Origin of the sequence: Bacillus sp. SN1, from assembly GCF_002796895.1 — a bacterium.
Lineage (GTDB): Bacteria > Bacillota > Bacilli > Bacillales > Bacillaceae > Bacillus > Bacillus inaquosorum.
The window spans coordinates 271096-285791 of sequence record NZ_PHIE01000004.1 but is presented as its reverse complement, the minus strand read 5'-3'; the positions used below and the strand labels follow the sequence as shown (position 1 = coordinate 285791).

Sequence of the window (14696 nt, the reverse complement as noted above, 5' to 3'; positions counted from 1 at the left end):
CATTCATCCCCTTTGTTATGTCAGCCATTCCATCTTCATTCTCGTTTTCAGTTCTTTTATATGCTGTTCCCGTTCAATCGCAAGTGCTTCCGCTTCCTGAAGGGATACAGGCTCAAACTGGACTTGCTCGCCCGGCATGATTTGCGAGACAATCGGAAGGTCAGCGGATATGATGTGCGCGATCCTCGGATAGCCGCCGGTCGTTTGCCGGTCTGCAAGCAGAATAATCGGGTTGCCATCAGGCGGCACCTGAACCGTTCCAAATGAAACCGCTTCCGACACCATCTCAAGCGGCGCCTTCAGTTCGAGCGGTTCTCCTTTGAGCCTGTAGCCCATACGGTCGGATTGCGGCGTGACACGAAACGTTTCTTCATAAAAACGTGTTTTTGATTCTTCTGTAAAAAAGCCGAATTGTTTTCCTTCCAGCACCCGAATGACGGGATTCTTTTTCAATGGCAGAAACCTGCCGCGGCTGACGGACCATTTCGGTACTGCAAATCCTTGCTTTCCAAGCTGCGGACTTAATCGGGAAAGGATGGTTTGCGAAAGGGATGACATCTCTCTAATGGACAGTTCATCTTCCTTTTGAAGCGCTCTGCCATGATGTCCGCCGATCCCTGCTCTGACATACGTGCTTTTACTTTCCATGACGGCAGGCACATCGAAGCCGCCGGCTGCCGCTAAATAAGCACGGCTGCCAAGTTTGCAGGGGCCAAAACTTACTGTGCTGTTTTCCTTGACGAGCACAGGCTTCCATAAAGGCGCTTCCTCGTCGTTAATACGCAGGGTGAAGTCCGCCCCTGTCACTGCAATCAGCGTCGTTTTTGAAAAATAAAATGACGGTCCGGGCCCCATCAGCGTAATTTCAAGACCGGCTTCATTTTCGCTGTTGCCAATCAGCAGATTTGCAATGCGCAGCGAAACCGTGTCCATGGCGCCGCTTGCCAGAACGCCATATTTTTGATAACCCGTTCTGCCTATATCCTGAACCGTTGTGAGCAGTCCAGGCTTTAACACTTTCATGCTCAATTGGACTCCTCCTTATAGGCGTGATAGTCTTCTTCTGAGATGCGCACGAATTTCACAGTGTCTCCCGCCCGCAGTAATGTCGGCGGGTTTTCCTGCGGCCGGAAAAGAGCCAGCGGCGTTTTGCCGATCAGCTGCCAGCCGCCCGGCGTCGAAATCGGATAAACGCCTGTCTGCAATCCCGCAATTCCGACTGAACCTGCGGGAATCGACGGTCTTGGTGATGATTTTCTTGGAGCGGAAATGCGTTTGGACATCCCGCCTAAGAAAGGAAAACCTGGAGCAAAGCCAAGCATATACACAACATATTCGCCGCTTGTATGAATGTCAATGACTTCCTCCGGTGACAGCTGATTGATCTTCGCCACCTCTTCTAAATCCGGCCCGAATTCACCGCCATAGCAGACAGGAATTTCTACAATACGGCGGCTGTTTTCATAGTCTGCGGCTATTTCCTTCAGCCGCTCTTCGACATCGCGCTTGACCTTCTCAAAAGGTGAGCTTATCCCTTGAGGCAAATGCTTGTACACTTCATACATATCATAAAATACCGTCAGACTTGTAAAAGCCGGGATGCATTCAATGAATCCCGGAAATGGCTGTTCTTCTATATAAGCGGCCGCGGCATGGACAAGGCCGTTGACCTGCTCGTTTATTTCTTCTCCGAATCGGATCATCATTGCAGAATCACCGAGCTGTTCGATTTGGCATCGTACAGTCATCTTTCTCACCTCTTTTATTTCTCGTTCATCAGGAGGACGAGAGGTTACAGCACCGCAAGCGACTCGTCTCGAATATCTGTGATGAGCATATGCCCCGGCGCATGTGTGATGACCATTTCAGGTTTTACATTCATAGCCACGGCTTGCGGGGTCACTCCGCATGCCCAAAAAACAGGAACCTCACCTTCACGAATGGAAACGGCATCTCCAAAATCCGGTTTGTCTAGATCGCGAATCCCGATTGTTCCCGGATTACCGATATGGATCGGCCCTCCGTGCACAGCCGGAAAACGTGAGGTCACCTGAGCGGCGCGTACAGCCAGCCGTTCTGGAACAGGTCTCATACTTACAACCATTTGTCCTTGAAACGCCCCCGCCGGAACACAATCGATATTCGTTTTATACATCGGGACGTTTGTCCCCTCATCAATATGCCGGACAGCTATTCCATTGTTGATCAGCGCCTGTTCAAAGGAGAAACTGCATCCGATCAGAAAGCCGACAAAGTCTTCCTCCCAGTACGGCGTGATATCAGATACTTCTTCCGTCAAGACACCGTGCCTGTAAATACGGTATTTCGGAAAGTCCGTTCTGATATCAGCATCCGGCGCAACCAGCGACGGCACAGGCGAACCTGCTTCTGTCACATCCAGCACAGGACAGGGCTTTTGATTTCGCTGGCAAAACAGCAGAAAATCAAACGCAAGGTCTTTCTTCAAAATCACAAGGTTCGCTTGGGCATAGCCGCCGGACATGCCTGCGGTCGGCCCGTTTATTTTTCCCTCTCGTATCAGGGCGCGCACATCCTTCGGCGCCATTTTGTTTAATTGATCCACCTTCATCAGCTCCACAATTGAGGAAGTTGTGTAAATAACGTGTAGACTCCCATAACAGCCATTACGATAACAACAAGTGCACCTGAAACGGTCAGCCAAAGCGGATGCTTATAATCACCGATAATGTTTTTCTTATATGCGGCAATAAGCAGCGTTCCGAGTGCAATCGGCAAAATCAAGCCGTTCAGAGATCCGACAAGCACGAGGATTTTCGCAGGCTGTCCGATTGTGACAAAAGCTAACGTAGAAATCACGATAAATCCGATAATAATGCCGCGCGAATTCTTTTCGATTTTTGGAGAAAAGGTTTTGAAAAACGAAACAGATGTATAGGCTGCCCCGATAACAGATGTAATCGCCGCAGACCACATGATCAATCCGAAAATTTTATAACCGACATTTCCAGCAGCCAGCTTGAAGACAGAGGCCGCAGGGTTGCTTTCATCGATGTGCAGGCCTTTTGACACAACGCCAAGCACCGCAAGGAAAAGAGCGATACGCATAACAGATGTAATTAAAATGCCGACAACCGAGCTTTTTGTCACCTGCGGGATTGATTCCTTCCCTTTAATTCCTGCATCGAGCAAACGGTGTCCCCCGGCAAATGTGATGTATCCGCCGACGGTTCCGCCCACCAGTGTGACAATAGCAAATATGCTGATATGTTCCGGGACGAATGTATTTGTAACAGCCTGTCCAACCGGCGGAGCTGTTGTCGCCGCGACGTAGACCGTTAAAATAATCATGACAAAGCCCGCAATTTGCGTAAAGCGGTCCATCGCTTTTCCCGCTTCCTTGATAACAAAAATCAAAATGGCAACCACGGCGCTGATTAAGGCGCCTGTTTCTGGTGTAATGCCGAACAACACCTGAAGCCCCAGCCCGGCACCCCCGATATTCCCGATATTAAAAGCCAGTCCGCCAAGCACGACAAGAATGGCAATGAAATACCCCAGTCCGGGAAGCACCATATTCGCAATTTCCTGGCCGCGTTTTCCAGAAACCGCTATGATGCGCCATACATTGGTTTGGGCAAAAATATCTAAAATAATAGAAATTAAAATAACAAAACCAAAGCTTGCCGCGAGTGTGTTTGTGAATGTAGCGGTCTGTGTCAGGAAACCAGGGCCGATCGCTGATGTCGCCATTAAAAAGGCGGCACCCATCAGCAACGACCAGCTGCCTGCTTTTTTCCCCGCTGCTTTTTTCTGCTGCTCCATCTATTGCTCCTCCTTTATGTTTTACTTCTGTGCTGAAATAGCGGTTACATCAATTCCTGCCGCTTTTAGCTCTTTTCTGATTTTTTGCGCAAATGTCAGCGCGTGGGCCCCGTCTCCGTGAATGCAAACCGTATCTGCTGTTAAGGACACATCATGTCCTTGCTGAGACTTGACCGCCCCTTCTTTCACCATTTTGATCACCTGGCTGACAGCGGCATCATCGCTTTCAATAAGTGCGTCCGGCTGGGAGCGCGGCGTGAGCGTGCCGTCCGCTTGATAGGTTCTGTCGGCGAACACTTCACTCGCTGTTTGCAGTCCGATCCGTTGCCCCGCTTTTACGAGCTCGCTCTCAGCAAGACCGAAAAGAACCAGGCCGGGATCAACCTTGTAGACAGCTTTCGCAATGGCGTCCGACAGCTTTTGATCGACTGCCGCCATATTGTACAAAGCACCATGCGGTTTGACGTGCTGCATGTGAAGGCCTTCTGCTTTTAGAAAACCAGAGAGCGCGCCAATCTGATAAACAACAAGGTCATACGCTTCATCAGGGGAGATTGCCATATTGCGGCGACCGAAGCCGAGTAAATCCGGCAAACCCGGATGGGCACCGATTTTTACGCCTTTTTCTGCCGCAAGCGCGACGGTCTTCCTCATGACACCGGGATCTCCTGCATGAAATCCGCATGCGATGTTCGCAGATGTGACATACTCTAAAATATCTTGGTCAAGGCCTATCGTGTAGGCTCCGAAGCTTTCTCCTAAATCACAGTTCAAATCAACTTGAAACACAGAATCCCTCCTGCCAAAGCAAACGATTTGCTTTATGTATTTATTGTTCCGTAATTCGGAATGACTATTCCGAATTTTTGAACTTTGTTTCATTATAATTCAATCATATAAGTTTGTGAAATACTTTTGTTAGAAAACCTACCATGGTCCCAGAAGAAAACCTACCAAACTAAAAAAAGGAGTCCATCTTAGGACTCCTTTTTTTATAGTACCCAATGGCGAATCGCTTTAGCGACACCATCCTCAATATTTGTCTCCGTAACCCAATCAGCCGTTTCTTTCACGATGTCTTGCGCATTGCCCATTGCGACGCCCAGACCCGATTCTTTGATCATCGCAATGTCATTAAGGCTGTCGCCCATTGCCATCACATTCTCCATCGTAAAGCCGAGTTTTTCAGAAACCTTCGCAAGGGCTGCGGCTTTGTTGATGCCGAGCGCATTGACCTCGATGTTTGTCGGGCTTGAATTTGTGATTTCGAGCTCTTTGTTTTTTCTCAGCTCCTCTAGCACTTCGTTTCGGATGTCGTCATCCTCAATGTCAAAGCCGAATTTAAGCCATTCATGATCCGTAATGTTTTCCGGAAACTCGCCTCTCCATACTTTATTTACTGTAGAAGCCCAGAAATTGGTGTTGTGCTTATTCCGCAAATCCCACATCATTTGAATATGATCCGTATGGAGCAGCTTTCGTTCCACCAAATTAAAATTCGAGTCCCAGATTTCGCTGCCGTTTGCCGTAATTAAAAAGGACGACAGCTCCAGCGATTCCGCCAGCTCCCGGCACGTCATCAGCGTCCGGCCTGTGCTGATCACCACATACACGCCTTTATCCTCTGCTTCACGAATGGCTTTACGGTTTTCATCCGAAATCAGCTGCTCGTCATTCAGCAGCGTTCCATCCATATCAATAGCGATCAGCTTGATATCCATATCTTCTCTTTGAATAGACATATATGTACCTCTCTTTATCTTTTAATTGTGCTTCTTTCTATTCTAATACATTATACCCAGCGGAACAAAAATGCGATTTCGCATGTTTGAGGTTCACTGATAAGAGGAAAACAAACGGTGAGGTGATCAAACATGACAGAAAGAAAACAGAAAAACAAACCAAATGAAAACCCCGAACACAATGACTTAACCGATCCGATTCCGAATGAAGAGCTGAAGGAAAACATGAATGATGAAAAACACAAACGGCAGCAAAGAGATCACTCACAAAGCGAACGGGATTACGATACGAAATAATGAAACCCCTCACAAATCGTTGTGAAGGGTTTTTTTCATTTTTCAATATAGATGCCGATTTCAGCTTCAGCAACAGGCTGCCCGCCGACTGACGCCTTGGCATGTCCAAACACAAACCCGCGCCGATTGCGCGTGACTTCAAACGTAAGATCAAGCCGGTCACCAGGTATGGCCGCGCCCAGCTTTTCCGCTTTCTTCACGGATGACAATAAGCCCAAGCTGTTCTCATCTGTAATCCCTGTAAAAGCCGCGGTTTGCGCAAGTGCTTCAATCACAAGTGAAAACGGCATTTCTGTTTGCGTGTCAGTGATAAACCAGTCGTTTTCACTGACCAGCTTATAAGCGGCTGCATGTTTGCCGGGCTCGGTTTCCGTTACGCCATCAATAAATAAAAACGGATAGCGGTGAGGCAAAGATAATGAGTTCATTCTATTTCTCCTTTTTTGACCATTATATATCAGCCTCAATCTGAACGATAGGATATAATGGAAAAAACGCAAAAGGAGTCCATTATGTCCCAAAAACCGCTCGTCATTCTCGCACACGAAATATACGGTGTAAACAGCCATATAAAAAAAATCGCCCGGCTGATCAAAACGGCTGGATATGAGGTGGTGACACCTAACCTGCTCGGGGATGGTGAAGTCTACAGACTGCAAGAGGAAAAAACCGCATACGAACAGTTTACAAAACATGAACGGCTGAAAACGGGAGAAACCATCATTCAGAGCCTGATTAGGCAACACGCGGGACGGCGCATCTTTGTGATCGGATTCAGCGCGGGCGCAACGATCGCATGGAAATGCAGCAGTATGCCTGAGGTGAGCGGAGCTGTTTGTTATTACGGTTCCCGGATACGCGATTCCCTTGATCACGTGCCAGTCTGCCCGGTTCTATTGTTTTTCCCTTCATATGAGCCGTCGTTTGATGTTACGCTTCTCATCAAAAAACTGCAGGAAAAACAGCATCCCGATTTGGAGATACATCAATTTGATGCTCTTCACGGCTTTGCCAATCCTGATTCGGTTTATTTTGACAGGGCAGTCTTCTTCAAGACGCTTTCCATCATAAAAAACGAGGCAGCAAAACTGCCCCGCCCTGTTTTATGATTGTTTTCTTAAACGCGCACAGATTTCGTCAGTGACCTCAGCTGTTGTGCTTTGTCCGCCAATGTCGCGTGTTTTGATGCCGTCAGCTGTTACCTGTTCCATCACATCGAGGATTTTCGCTCCCAGTTCTTCCTCTCCGAAATGGTCAAGCATCAGCTTCGCTGTCCAAATCTGGCCGATCGGATTAGCTAGGCCCTGTCCGGCAATGTCGGGAGCTGAGCCGTGAACCGGCTCGAACATGGACGGGTATTTGCCGGACGGGTTAATGTTCGCAGACGGCGCAATGCCGATGCTTCCCATCAGGCTCGAGCTGATGTCGGTTAAAATATCACCGAACAGGTTGCTCGCCACAATGACGTCAAACGTTTCCGGACGCGTCACAAAAAAAGCGGCCAACGCATCAATATGCTGAGATGACGTTTCAATCCCGCTGTAATCAGCGGCAGTCTGCTGAAAGACTTCATCCCAAAACGGCATCGCGTGATAAATGCCATTAGACTTTGTCGCACTTGTCACATGCCCGCGCCGTTTTTTCGCCAATTCGAAGGCAAAACGCATGACACGCTCTGTCGCTTTTCTCGTAAACACGGCATTCTGGATGGCGATTTCATCGTCACCCCTGTGAATGCGTCCGCCGACTTCACTGTATTCACCTTCACTGTTCTCGCGAATCACCACGAGGTCAAAATCATTTGGATGCAGAAGCGGCGACGTAATGCCCGCCATCTGTTTGGCTGGTCTCATATTAATGGAAAGCTCAAGCTCTCTCCGGATCTTCAGCAGCAGCCCCCATAACGAAATATGATCGGGAACCAGCTTCGGATTTCCGACTGCTCCCAAGAAAACCGCTTCAAATTGAGTAAGCGTATGTATCCCGTCTTCAGGCATCATTTCACCATGTTCCATGTAATAATCACAGCTCCATGGAAAAGACGTAAATGAGAATGACAAACCTCCGTGCGCCTCAGCAGCTGTATGAAGCACTTTCTCAGCAGCCGCCACAACCTCTTTTCCTACTCCGTCTCCCGGTATTGCCGCAATCTCGAATTGTTTCATCGTCATTCTCCTTCCCCTGTTATCGTAAGCGTTTTCTATTATACTAGATTGCGAGATGGTAAAAAAAGCCCGTGACATGCTGTCACGGGTCGGTTATTGGTTGAGTTTCTTTAAAACGATGGCATGCAGCGGTTCATGAGACTGAATGCCGCACACCTCTTGAAGCACGCCGCTGTATCCTTTTTCTTCGATCAGCGCTTGCAGTTCAACCGCTTCAGGGTCATCGGTGAAATCGAAGCGCAGTGCTGCGGCAATCCCTTCCGCCAGTGCATTCGGCTCTTTTATTTTCTTTGCCGGGCCTACGAGTCTATCATTCTCTCCCAGTTTTCTGAGAGGTGATCTCGCCACACGGGTCACATCGTCCGTAATGAATGGATTTTCAAAGCGTCCGATGATTTTTTTGATATATTGTTCGTGTTCGGCTTGCTTAAAGCCATATGTTTTGATGAGATAGTCACCGGTTTCAAGCAGCGCTGAATGAACGACACGGCGGATTTCCGGATGGTCGATTGCTTCTTTGACCGTTTTCAGTCCGCGCTGATAGCCGACATACGCTGTCACCGCGTGTCCGGTATTGACCGTAAACAGCTTCCGTTCGATGTACGGCGTTAAATCATTAACAAACAGCGCTCCGTTAATGGCCGGCGTTTTCCCATTAAAGCCTGATTCATCAATGACCCATTCAAAAAACGGTTCAACCGATACTTTGAGCGGATCTTCATGATGCTGAATCGGCACGATCCGGTCAACTGCGGAATTCGGAAAACCGACCGTTTCACTGACGGATTCCCGCTCTGCTTCCGTTAAGTGGCTGTATATCTCTTTCTTCAAGAAGCTGCTGCCGCCGATCATATTTTCACAGGCAATGATATTCAGTGTGTTTGCAGCGTTTCTTCGTCTTAAACCTTCTGCGATAGCTGGAGCAATCAGCTTTAACACGTTCGGTCCGACCGCCGTTGTGATGAGCGCCGCCTCATTGATCAGCCGATACAGCTCCTCTTGCTGGCTGCCGCTGTTAATCGCACTGACCGAGCCAATCACCTCTGATGAATGACCCTCTTCAGCGAGCTCCACCGTGTATTCCCGTTTTTCATTAAGGAGGCTGACCATCGTATCGTTCACATCCGCAAACACCACATCATAGCCCGAGTGGTGAAGCAGCGCGCCGATAAACCCCCTCCCGATATTTCCCGCACCGAAATGTAAGGCGATCATGTCAGTTCACCTCGTTGAAAATGGCAATCAAATCTTCTTCGCTTTTAGCAGAGATCAGGCGTTCAATATTTTCTTCTTCTGAGCAAATGATGGCGATGTTAGACAAAATATCTAAATGCTCATTATTTTTGCCCGCAATGCCGAATACCACTTTTGCCGTGTTGCCTTCCCCGTACTCCACACCGTCTGGAATTTGTATGATTGAGATTCCAGAGTGAAGCACCTCACTTTTCGCTTCTTCTGTGCCGTGAGGAATCGCAATGAAATTCCCCATAAACGTAGAAGACGTTTCTTCCCGTTCAAACATTTTGCCAATGTAATCTTCTGTCACATAGCCGTTGTCAATCAGCGTTTGGCCTGCTAATTTGATGGCCTCTTCTTTTGATGATACCGTTTGATTGAGTTTAATATTTTCCTTTGCGAGTACTTGCATGAATATCACTCTCTTTCTATGAGGTTACTTTTTAAGCTTTTCAATAAGCTCGTCGTATTTCGGGCTGTTTAAGAAGTTATCCACTGATATGTGCGTCGCGTTCGGCAGCTTCGCTTTCGCGCGATCTGTTAAATCTTTATGGGTGATGACAATATCCGCATCGCTTGGCAGATTGTTAATGGCCGTGTTGGTCACGCTGATATCAAGCTCCGCTTTTTTCACTTTATTTCTTAAGATGGATGCTCCCATGGCGCTTGATCCCATTCCCGCATCACACGCAAAGATAATTTTGTTTACATTTTCAGGAGACAGCTCAGACGCTTCCTCAGCTTTTGTTTGTTCCGCTTCTAAAGCAGCAGCTGCTTGGCTTTTCTTCCCCTTCATGGACTGCATTTTTTCTGTTGCTGCAGCGAGATCTTCTTCGTTTGCTTTTGAGGATTTCAGGATCACTGCTGATACGATAAACGAAACAGCGGCAGCGACCAAAACACCCGCCAATACGCCGAAGTAGCCTCCTCTTGGCGTCATCGCCATCAATGCGATAATGCTTCCCGGTGACGATGCTGCGACAAGTCCGGCATTAAAGATCGTGAACGTTAAGAGTCCGCTTGCTCCGCCGGCAATGGCCGCCAGAATCAAGGCCGGTTTCATCAAAATGTACGGGAAGTAAATCTCGTGAATCCCGCCGAAGAAATGAATAATCGCCGCGCCGGGAGCCGTTGACTTTGAAGAACCTTTGCCAAAGAACATGTACGCCAGCAAAATGCCGAGCCCCGGTCCAGGGTTTGCTTCTACTAAGAACAGAATCGATTTTCCCGTTTGGGCTGCCTGCTCGATTCCGATTGGACTTAAGATTCCATGGTTAATGGCGTTGTTTAGGAACAACACTTTCGCCGGTTCCACAAAAACGCTGGCTACAGGCAGTAAATTCGCGTGTACAATGACTTCTACACCAGCCGCCAGCAGTTTGTTTAACGTCAGGACAACCGGGCCGATAGCGTAAAACGCGAGAATCGTTAAAGCCGCGCCGACAATCCCGGCCGTAAAGTTGTTGATGAGCATTTCAAAGCCTTGTTTGACTTTATCCTTGAACAATTTATCAGTCTGTTTAATGAGATATCCGCCAAGCGGCCCCATAATCATTGCACCTAAAAACATCGGAATATCCGACCCGACAATCACCCCGATTGCCGCTGTCGCCCCGACGACTCCGCCGCGGTGGTCGTAAATCATTTTTCCGCCTGTATACGCTATCAAAAGCGGCAGTAAATACGTGATCATCGGGCTGACAAGTGTATTCAGCTGTTCATTCGGAAACCATCCCGCCGGAATAAACAGCGCGGTAATGATGCCCCACGCGATAAACGCGCCGATATTCGGCATGATCATTCCGCTCAAATAACTGCCGAAGCGCTGCACTTTCACTTTCATGCCGCCTTGCTGCTGTTCTTGCTGCATATATAAACCCTCCCTGTTTTGTTTGTCGCTGTAAGATATAAAAAGATGTTCAGAGAATCATGCTTCCCTTTGACTCTATGTTAAAACGCTTACAGTCCCTATACAATTGAAAGTAAAGAGGACTTTGGCACACGGGTGTGACAATTTGTTAAAAATAAAAAGGCCCCTGATATCAGGAGCCTTTTCTCTTTCCTCTATAAATAATGTTTCCGTTTTGAATCACGTACTTGGCGATCATCCGCTCACTCACAATAAAAACGGGATAGGCGCACACAAGCGCAAATACAGCCATCGGCACGTGCTGTACGGCCGGTATCATTGAACCTGCCGCATTGCGGAGGAGCAGCAAAAGATAAATGAGCAGCACGATGACTGCTAATGATACCAGCATAATCGGAGCTGATACTTTATATTCATAAAGCCGTTCCCGGCAGTGTCCGCAGCGAAATTGACAAGGCACATTTGACGATCTGACCATGTCGCCTGTCAAAGGTTTGCCGCAGTTCGGGCATACTGTTTCTTTCATAGGGTATTCCTCACTTTCCATTCCATATGTCTATTATACCAGAGTCCCTTCTGTTTCGTTTTGTTGCTGTTCAACACATTTTCACATTTTTTATCATCAGCTTACTTGTCTCTGTCTCCAAAATCCTCTACGCTTAAATAGATCTTAATGGAGGGGATGTATGAATGCTTCCGATTAATAGACAGCAACACATACTGAAGTGGCTGAAAGAAGAAGGCGCGCTCAGAATTTCTGATATCAGCGCACGGTTCGGCGTTTCGGAAATGACGGTATACAGAGATGTCAATCAGCTTGTTCAGTCAAATCAGGTCATTAAAACGGCCGGCGGCATCACGCTCCCAGCCCGAACACCTCAAGCAGATCATATGTGCAGCTACTGTCTGAAGCCGGTCAATCAGGCCCATTCGGTTCAGCTGATTACGGTAAACCAAGACATTGAACAGCTATGCTGCGCACATTGCGCGTTCTTGCGTTACGCAGATAAAACGGAAGAGGTTTCACACTTGATTTGCAGAGATTTTCTGTTACACACAACGGTCAGTGCCAGTTCGGCTTATTTCGTCGTCAACGCTGAATTAAACCTGCACTGCTGCCAGCCGCAGGCGATTCCGTTTGCGACACTCGACCATGCCGAACGGTTTCAAAAAGGATTCGGCGGAGCCGTCCGCACCTTCGACCAGGCGCTGGAGGACATGCTTCAAGACAGAAAAAAGTGCTGCACCTGCACCAAGACATAACACAACATATACAGCGGAAGGTGGTGTTTGAGTGATGAAGCAAAACAGATGGTGGATCATCCTTCTGCTTTTTCTTGTTTTCCTGCCGAAAACAAGCTTTGCTCACGCCTATATTGTCAAATCTTCACCTGGGGAAAACAGCGAATTAAAAAGCGCTCCAGCACAGGTGGAAATCGAATTTAATGAACCGGTTGAAGAAGGGTTTCATTACATTAAAGTCTATAATTCAAACGGCGACCGGGTGGACACAGACAAGACAGAAATCAAAAAAGACAACAATCACATCATGAAAGTAAAGCTCAAAAAGAAGCTGCCGCATGATGTGTACAGAGCGGAATGGAATGCCGTGTCCGCGGACGGGCACCCCGTTTCCGGCGTCATTCCGTTCAGCATCGGGAAAGCGGACGGCGGATTCAGCAGCCAAAAAGCAGCCGGCTCAGCGCTGAATCCGGCAACAGCCGCAGACCGCGCGATACTGTATACAGCTTTATCTCTGTTTATCGGAACGGTTTTCTTCCATCTCTTCTGGTATAAAGGGGATTCAGAACAGCTCACCAAACGGACAAGACGTATCCTGATCGTTTCCATCGCCGCATTGGGTCTGGCGCTTTTGCTTCAGCTTCCGATTCAGACAAAAGCAAACGCGGGCGGCGGCTGGGGCAGCGCCTTCCAGCCGGGCTACATCAGAGAAACACTGTTTGAAACTGCGGGCGGCACCATTTGGATCATACAGGCCGTGCTGTATGTGCTGCTTGCACTGTCTGTGATCCCTGCGATACGCAAAAACCGCTTTTCGTCCTTCGGCTATTGGACAGCGCCGCTCATTTTCTTTTTCGGTCTCCTGCTTGCCAAAGCATTTACCGGGCATGCTGCTGTCGTTGAAGAAAAAGCGGTCGGCATTTTGATGGATTTCCTTCATTTATCTTCCGCTTCCATCTGGGTCGGCGGGGTTGCGGCACTCGTTTTGCTGCTCGCAAAAGAATGGAAGCAGCCTGACAAAACGCTCGCATGGGAAACGGTAAGCCGATTCTCCCCATGGGCGCTTACTGCAGTCGGCGTCATTTTGTTTTCAGGCTTGCTCAATGGATTTTTCATCATTCGTTCAATGGATTCACTGTTCCATACAGCGTACGGCCAGGCTCTTTTAGTGAAAAGCGGACTGTTTGTTTTGATGCTGATCTTAGGCGCGATTCATTTTCTGCTCACCAGAAAACGGCGCCGTGCAGGAATCAGCGGAACACTGAAAGCCGAATGGGCAATCGGCATCGCTGTCTTAATCACAGCGGCCGTGTTTACAAGCCTGCCAAGCCCGCCTGAGCCGGCGCCAGAACCGTTCTATCAAACCAAAGCGATTGAAAACGGGCAAAGCGTGTCTCTCAGCATCAGCCCGAACCAGCCAGGCAAAAACGTATTTGAGCTGCGGGTCACTGACCATAACGGCGACCCGGTGAAAAACATCCAGCAAATCACGTTAACCATTTATAAAACAGGTCTGTCAGGCAGCGAAAACAAAAGCACGTTTCAATTAAAAGAGAAAACAAAAGGCGTCTTCCAGGATGAAAACCTATCCATTAATGAAAAGGGAAACTGGAAAATTAAAGTCCACGGGCTGACCGGAGACTTTAACGAAATCAATATCATCTTTACAAAGACCAATTAAAGGAGTGTTTGAGTTGTTAAAAAAAATCGCATTCACACTATGTCCGGCTATTGTCGGCTCTCTCTTATTCTTTACGGCCCCAGCCAGCGCGCACGTTTCTGTAAAACCCGCTGAATCCGCTGCAGGCTCTTGGGAAACTTATACGATGAAGGTTCCTTCTGAGAAAAATCTGCCGACAACAAAGGTTGTTCTCAAAATGCCAAAGGATGTTGAATTCCAGCAATACGAGCCAATTCCGGGCTGGAAGGTATCCACTCAAAAACACGATGACAAATCAGTCTCCGTGACGTGGGAAGCAACTGACGGCGGCATTCAGGAAGGACAATTCCAGCAGTTTACCTTTGTTGCCAAAAACCCTGATAAAGCGGAGGAAGCCGCTTGGGACGCCTACCAATATTACAAAGACGGCAGCATTGTCGAGTGGACAGGTGACGAGGATGCGGATACACCTCATTCCATTACAAAAATCACCGCTGCAAAGCAAGTGACAGATGAGCACGGCGCGACGAAAACAGAAGACGATTCCGAAGACTCAGGTTCTTCAGCTCTGGACATCACAGCGATTGTGCTGTCTGCGGCTGCCATTATCTTATCTGTAGCAGCGCTTGTAAAGAAAAAGCGTGCCTAATAAAAAAGCGATCCAGATGTCATGTCTGGGT

At 48.1% G+C, this 14696-nt stretch carries 17 protein-coding genes; 5 read left to right on the top strand and 12 right to left on the bottom strand.

What is annotated here, in order from left to right; translation table 11 throughout:
* Window positions 1-15: 15 nt before the first annotated feature.
* From pxpC to CVV77_RS15520, 6 genes are all read right to left on the bottom strand, one after another.
* Window positions 16-1023 carry a 5-oxoprolinase subunit PxpC gene (pxpC, locus tag CVV77_RS15545; RefSeq protein WP_080010742.1) on the bottom strand — a complete coding sequence of 336 codons (1008 nt, stop codon included), beginning with the start codon at window positions 1021-1023 and terminating at the stop codon, window positions 16-18.
* A 2-nt stretch (window positions 1024-1025) separates the two neighbouring features.
* Entirely contained in the window at window positions 1026-1748 is a 723-nt protein-coding gene (gene pxpB / locus CVV77_RS15540; RefSeq protein WP_100275836.1) for a 5-oxoprolinase subunit PxpB, read from the bottom strand.
* A gap of 44 nt (window positions 1749-1792) precedes the next feature.
* Window positions 1793-2590 (bottom strand): putative hydro-lyase, encoded by a 798-nt coding sequence (locus CVV77_RS15535; RefSeq protein WP_100275950.1) that lies wholly within the window; start codon window positions 2588-2590, stop codon window positions 1793-1795.
* A complete protein-coding gene (locus CVV77_RS15530) occupies window positions 2590-3804 on the bottom strand; it encodes an NRAMP family divalent metal transporter (RefSeq protein WP_100275835.1) in 1215 nt (404 codons plus the stop codon). The genes CVV77_RS15535 and CVV77_RS15530 overlap by 1 nt, the downstream gene beginning before the upstream one ends.
* Window positions 3805-3825: 21 nt before the next feature.
* The gene (locus CVV77_RS15525; protein ID WP_019257488.1) at window positions 3826-4593 is read right to left on the bottom strand and encodes a 5-oxoprolinase subunit PxpA; all 768 of its coding nucleotides are present in this window, start codon (window positions 4591-4593) and stop codon (window positions 3826-3828) included.
* A gap of 203 nt (window positions 4594-4796) precedes the next feature.
* Complete coding sequence (locus tag CVV77_RS15520) at window positions 4797-5546, bottom strand: Cof-type HAD-IIB family hydrolase (RefSeq protein WP_100275834.1); 750 nt, start codon at window positions 5544-5546, stop codon at window positions 4797-4799.
* A gap of 132 nt (window positions 5547-5678) precedes the next feature.
* On the opposite strand from CVV77_RS15520, the gene CVV77_RS15515 reads away from it, so the two are divergent.
* Window positions 5679-5843 (top strand): hypothetical protein, encoded by a 165-nt coding sequence (locus CVV77_RS15515; RefSeq protein ID WP_003240240.1) that lies wholly within the window; start codon window positions 5679-5681, stop codon window positions 5841-5843.
* Window positions 5844-5878: 35 nt separating this feature from the next.
* Here CVV77_RS15515 and CVV77_RS15510 read toward each other — a convergent pair whose 3' ends face one another.
* On the bottom strand, window positions 5879-6271 hold the full coding sequence (locus CVV77_RS15510; protein WP_003240238.1) for a 3-hydroxyacyl-ACP dehydratase FabZ family protein: 393 nt from the start codon (window positions 6269-6271) through the stop codon (window positions 5879-5881).
* Between the two features lie 84 nt (window positions 6272-6355).
* Here CVV77_RS15510 and CVV77_RS15505 point away from each other — a divergent pair, with 84 nt between their 5' ends.
* Window positions 6356-6952 (top strand): dienelactone hydrolase family protein, encoded by a 597-nt coding sequence (locus CVV77_RS15505; protein ID WP_100275833.1) that lies wholly within the window; start codon window positions 6356-6358, stop codon window positions 6950-6952.
* Here CVV77_RS15505 and CVV77_RS15500 read toward each other — a convergent pair.
* From CVV77_RS15500 to CVV77_RS15480, 5 genes are all read right to left on the bottom strand, one after another.
* Entirely contained in the window at window positions 6947-8014 is a 1068-nt protein-coding gene (locus CVV77_RS15500) for a tartrate dehydrogenase (protein WP_100275832.1), read from the bottom strand. The two genes, CVV77_RS15505 and CVV77_RS15500, sit on opposite strands and share 6 nt — an antisense overlap.
* 87 nt (window positions 8015-8101) lie before the next feature.
* The gene (locus CVV77_RS15495) at window positions 8102-9223 is read right to left on the bottom strand and encodes a mannitol-1-phosphate 5-dehydrogenase (RefSeq protein WP_100275831.1); all 1122 of its coding nucleotides are present in this window, start codon (window positions 9221-9223) and stop codon (window positions 8102-8104) included.
* Window position 9224: 1 nt separating this feature from the next.
* Window positions 9225-9656: a PTS mannitol transporter subunit IIA gene (locus CVV77_RS15490; RefSeq protein ID WP_100275830.1), complete on the bottom strand. Its 432-nt coding sequence runs from the start codon at window positions 9654-9656 to the stop codon at window positions 9225-9227.
* 24 nt (window positions 9657-9680) lie between these two features.
* Window positions 9681-11114: a PTS mannitol transporter subunit IIBC gene (locus CVV77_RS15485; protein ID WP_100275829.1), complete on the bottom strand. Its 1434-nt coding sequence runs from the start codon at window positions 11112-11114 to the stop codon at window positions 9681-9683.
* Between the two features lie 172 nt (window positions 11115-11286).
* Window positions 11287-11640, bottom strand: coding sequence for a reductase or disulfide isomerase (locus CVV77_RS15480; RefSeq protein WP_003240226.1), 354 nt, complete (start codon window positions 11638-11640; stop codon window positions 11287-11289).
* A gap of 164 nt (window positions 11641-11804) precedes the next feature.
* Here CVV77_RS15480 and cutR point away from each other — a divergent pair, with 164 nt between their 5' ends.
* The 3 genes from cutR to CVV77_RS15465 are packed head-to-tail and all read left to right on the top strand — an operon-like array spanning window position 11805 to window position 14665.
* Window positions 11805-12377 (top strand): copper uptake transcriptional regulator CutR, encoded by a 573-nt coding sequence (gene cutR / locus CVV77_RS15475; protein WP_100275828.1) that lies wholly within the window; start codon window positions 11805-11807, stop codon window positions 12375-12377.
* A gap of 34 nt (window positions 12378-12411) precedes the next feature.
* Window positions 12412-14037, top strand: a complete 1626-nt coding sequence (gene ycnJ, locus CVV77_RS15470) for a copper transporter YcnJ (protein ID WP_100275827.1) — start codon at window positions 12412-12414, stop codon at window positions 14035-14037.
* A gap of 13 nt (window positions 14038-14050) precedes the next feature.
* A complete protein-coding gene (locus tag CVV77_RS15465; RefSeq protein WP_019257478.1) occupies window positions 14051-14665 on the top strand; it encodes a YcnI family copper-binding membrane protein in 615 nt (204 codons plus the stop codon).
* Window positions 14666-14696 lie beyond the last annotated feature (31 nt).

Excerpts from the sequence above, each read along its gene's own strand:
- pxpC (WP_080010742.1), bottom strand. The coding sequence starts at position 1,023 with ATGAAAGTGTTAAAGCCTGGACTGCTCACAACGGTTCAGGATATAGGC.
- pxpB (WP_100275836.1), bottom strand. The coding sequence starts at position 1,748 with ATGACTGTACGATGCCAAATCGAACAGCTCGGTGATTCTGCAATGATG.
- CVV77_RS15535 (WP_100275950.1), bottom strand. The coding sequence starts at position 2,590 with ATGAAGGTGGATCAATTAAACAAAATGGCGCCGAAGGATGTGCGCGCC.
- CVV77_RS15530 (WP_100275835.1), bottom strand. The coding sequence starts at position 3,804 with ATGGAGCAGCAGAAAAAAGCAGCGGGGAAAAAAGCAGGCAGCTGGTCG.
- CVV77_RS15520 (WP_100275834.1), bottom strand. The coding sequence starts at position 5,546 with ATGTCTATTCAAAGAGAAGATATGGATATCAAGCTGATCGCTATTGAT.
- CVV77_RS15515 (WP_003240240.1), top strand. The coding sequence starts at position 5,679 with ATGACAGAAAGAAAACAGAAAAACAAACCAAATGAAAACCCCGAACAC.
- CVV77_RS15510 (WP_003240238.1), bottom strand. The coding sequence starts at position 6,271 with ATGAACTCATTATCTTTGCCTCACCGCTATCCGTTTTTATTTATTGAT.
- CVV77_RS15505 (WP_100275833.1), top strand. The coding sequence starts at position 6,356 with ATGTCCCAAAAACCGCTCGTCATTCTCGCACACGAAATATACGGTGTA.
- CVV77_RS15500 (WP_100275832.1), bottom strand. The coding sequence starts at position 8,014 with ATGACGATGAAACAATTCGAGATTGCGGCAATACCGGGAGACGGAGTA.
- CVV77_RS15495 (WP_100275831.1), bottom strand. The coding sequence starts at position 9,223 with ATGATCGCCTTACATTTCGGTGCGGGAAATATCGGGAGGGGGTTTATC.
- CVV77_RS15490 (WP_100275830.1), bottom strand. The coding sequence starts at position 9,656 with ATGCAAGTACTCGCAAAGGAAAATATTAAACTCAATCAAACGGTATCA.
- CVV77_RS15485 (WP_100275829.1), bottom strand. The coding sequence starts at position 11,114 with ATGCAGCAAGAACAGCAGCAAGGCGGCATGAAAGTGAAAGTGCAGCGC.
- CVV77_RS15480 (WP_003240226.1), bottom strand. The coding sequence starts at position 11,640 with ATGAAAGAAACAGTATGCCCGAACTGCGGCAAACCTTTGACAGGCGAC.
- cutR (WP_100275828.1), top strand. The coding sequence starts at position 11,805 with ATGCTTCCGATTAATAGACAGCAACACATACTGAAGTGGCTGAAAGAA.
- ycnJ (WP_100275827.1), top strand. The coding sequence starts at position 12,412 with ATGAAGCAAAACAGATGGTGGATCATCCTTCTGCTTTTTCTTGTTTTC.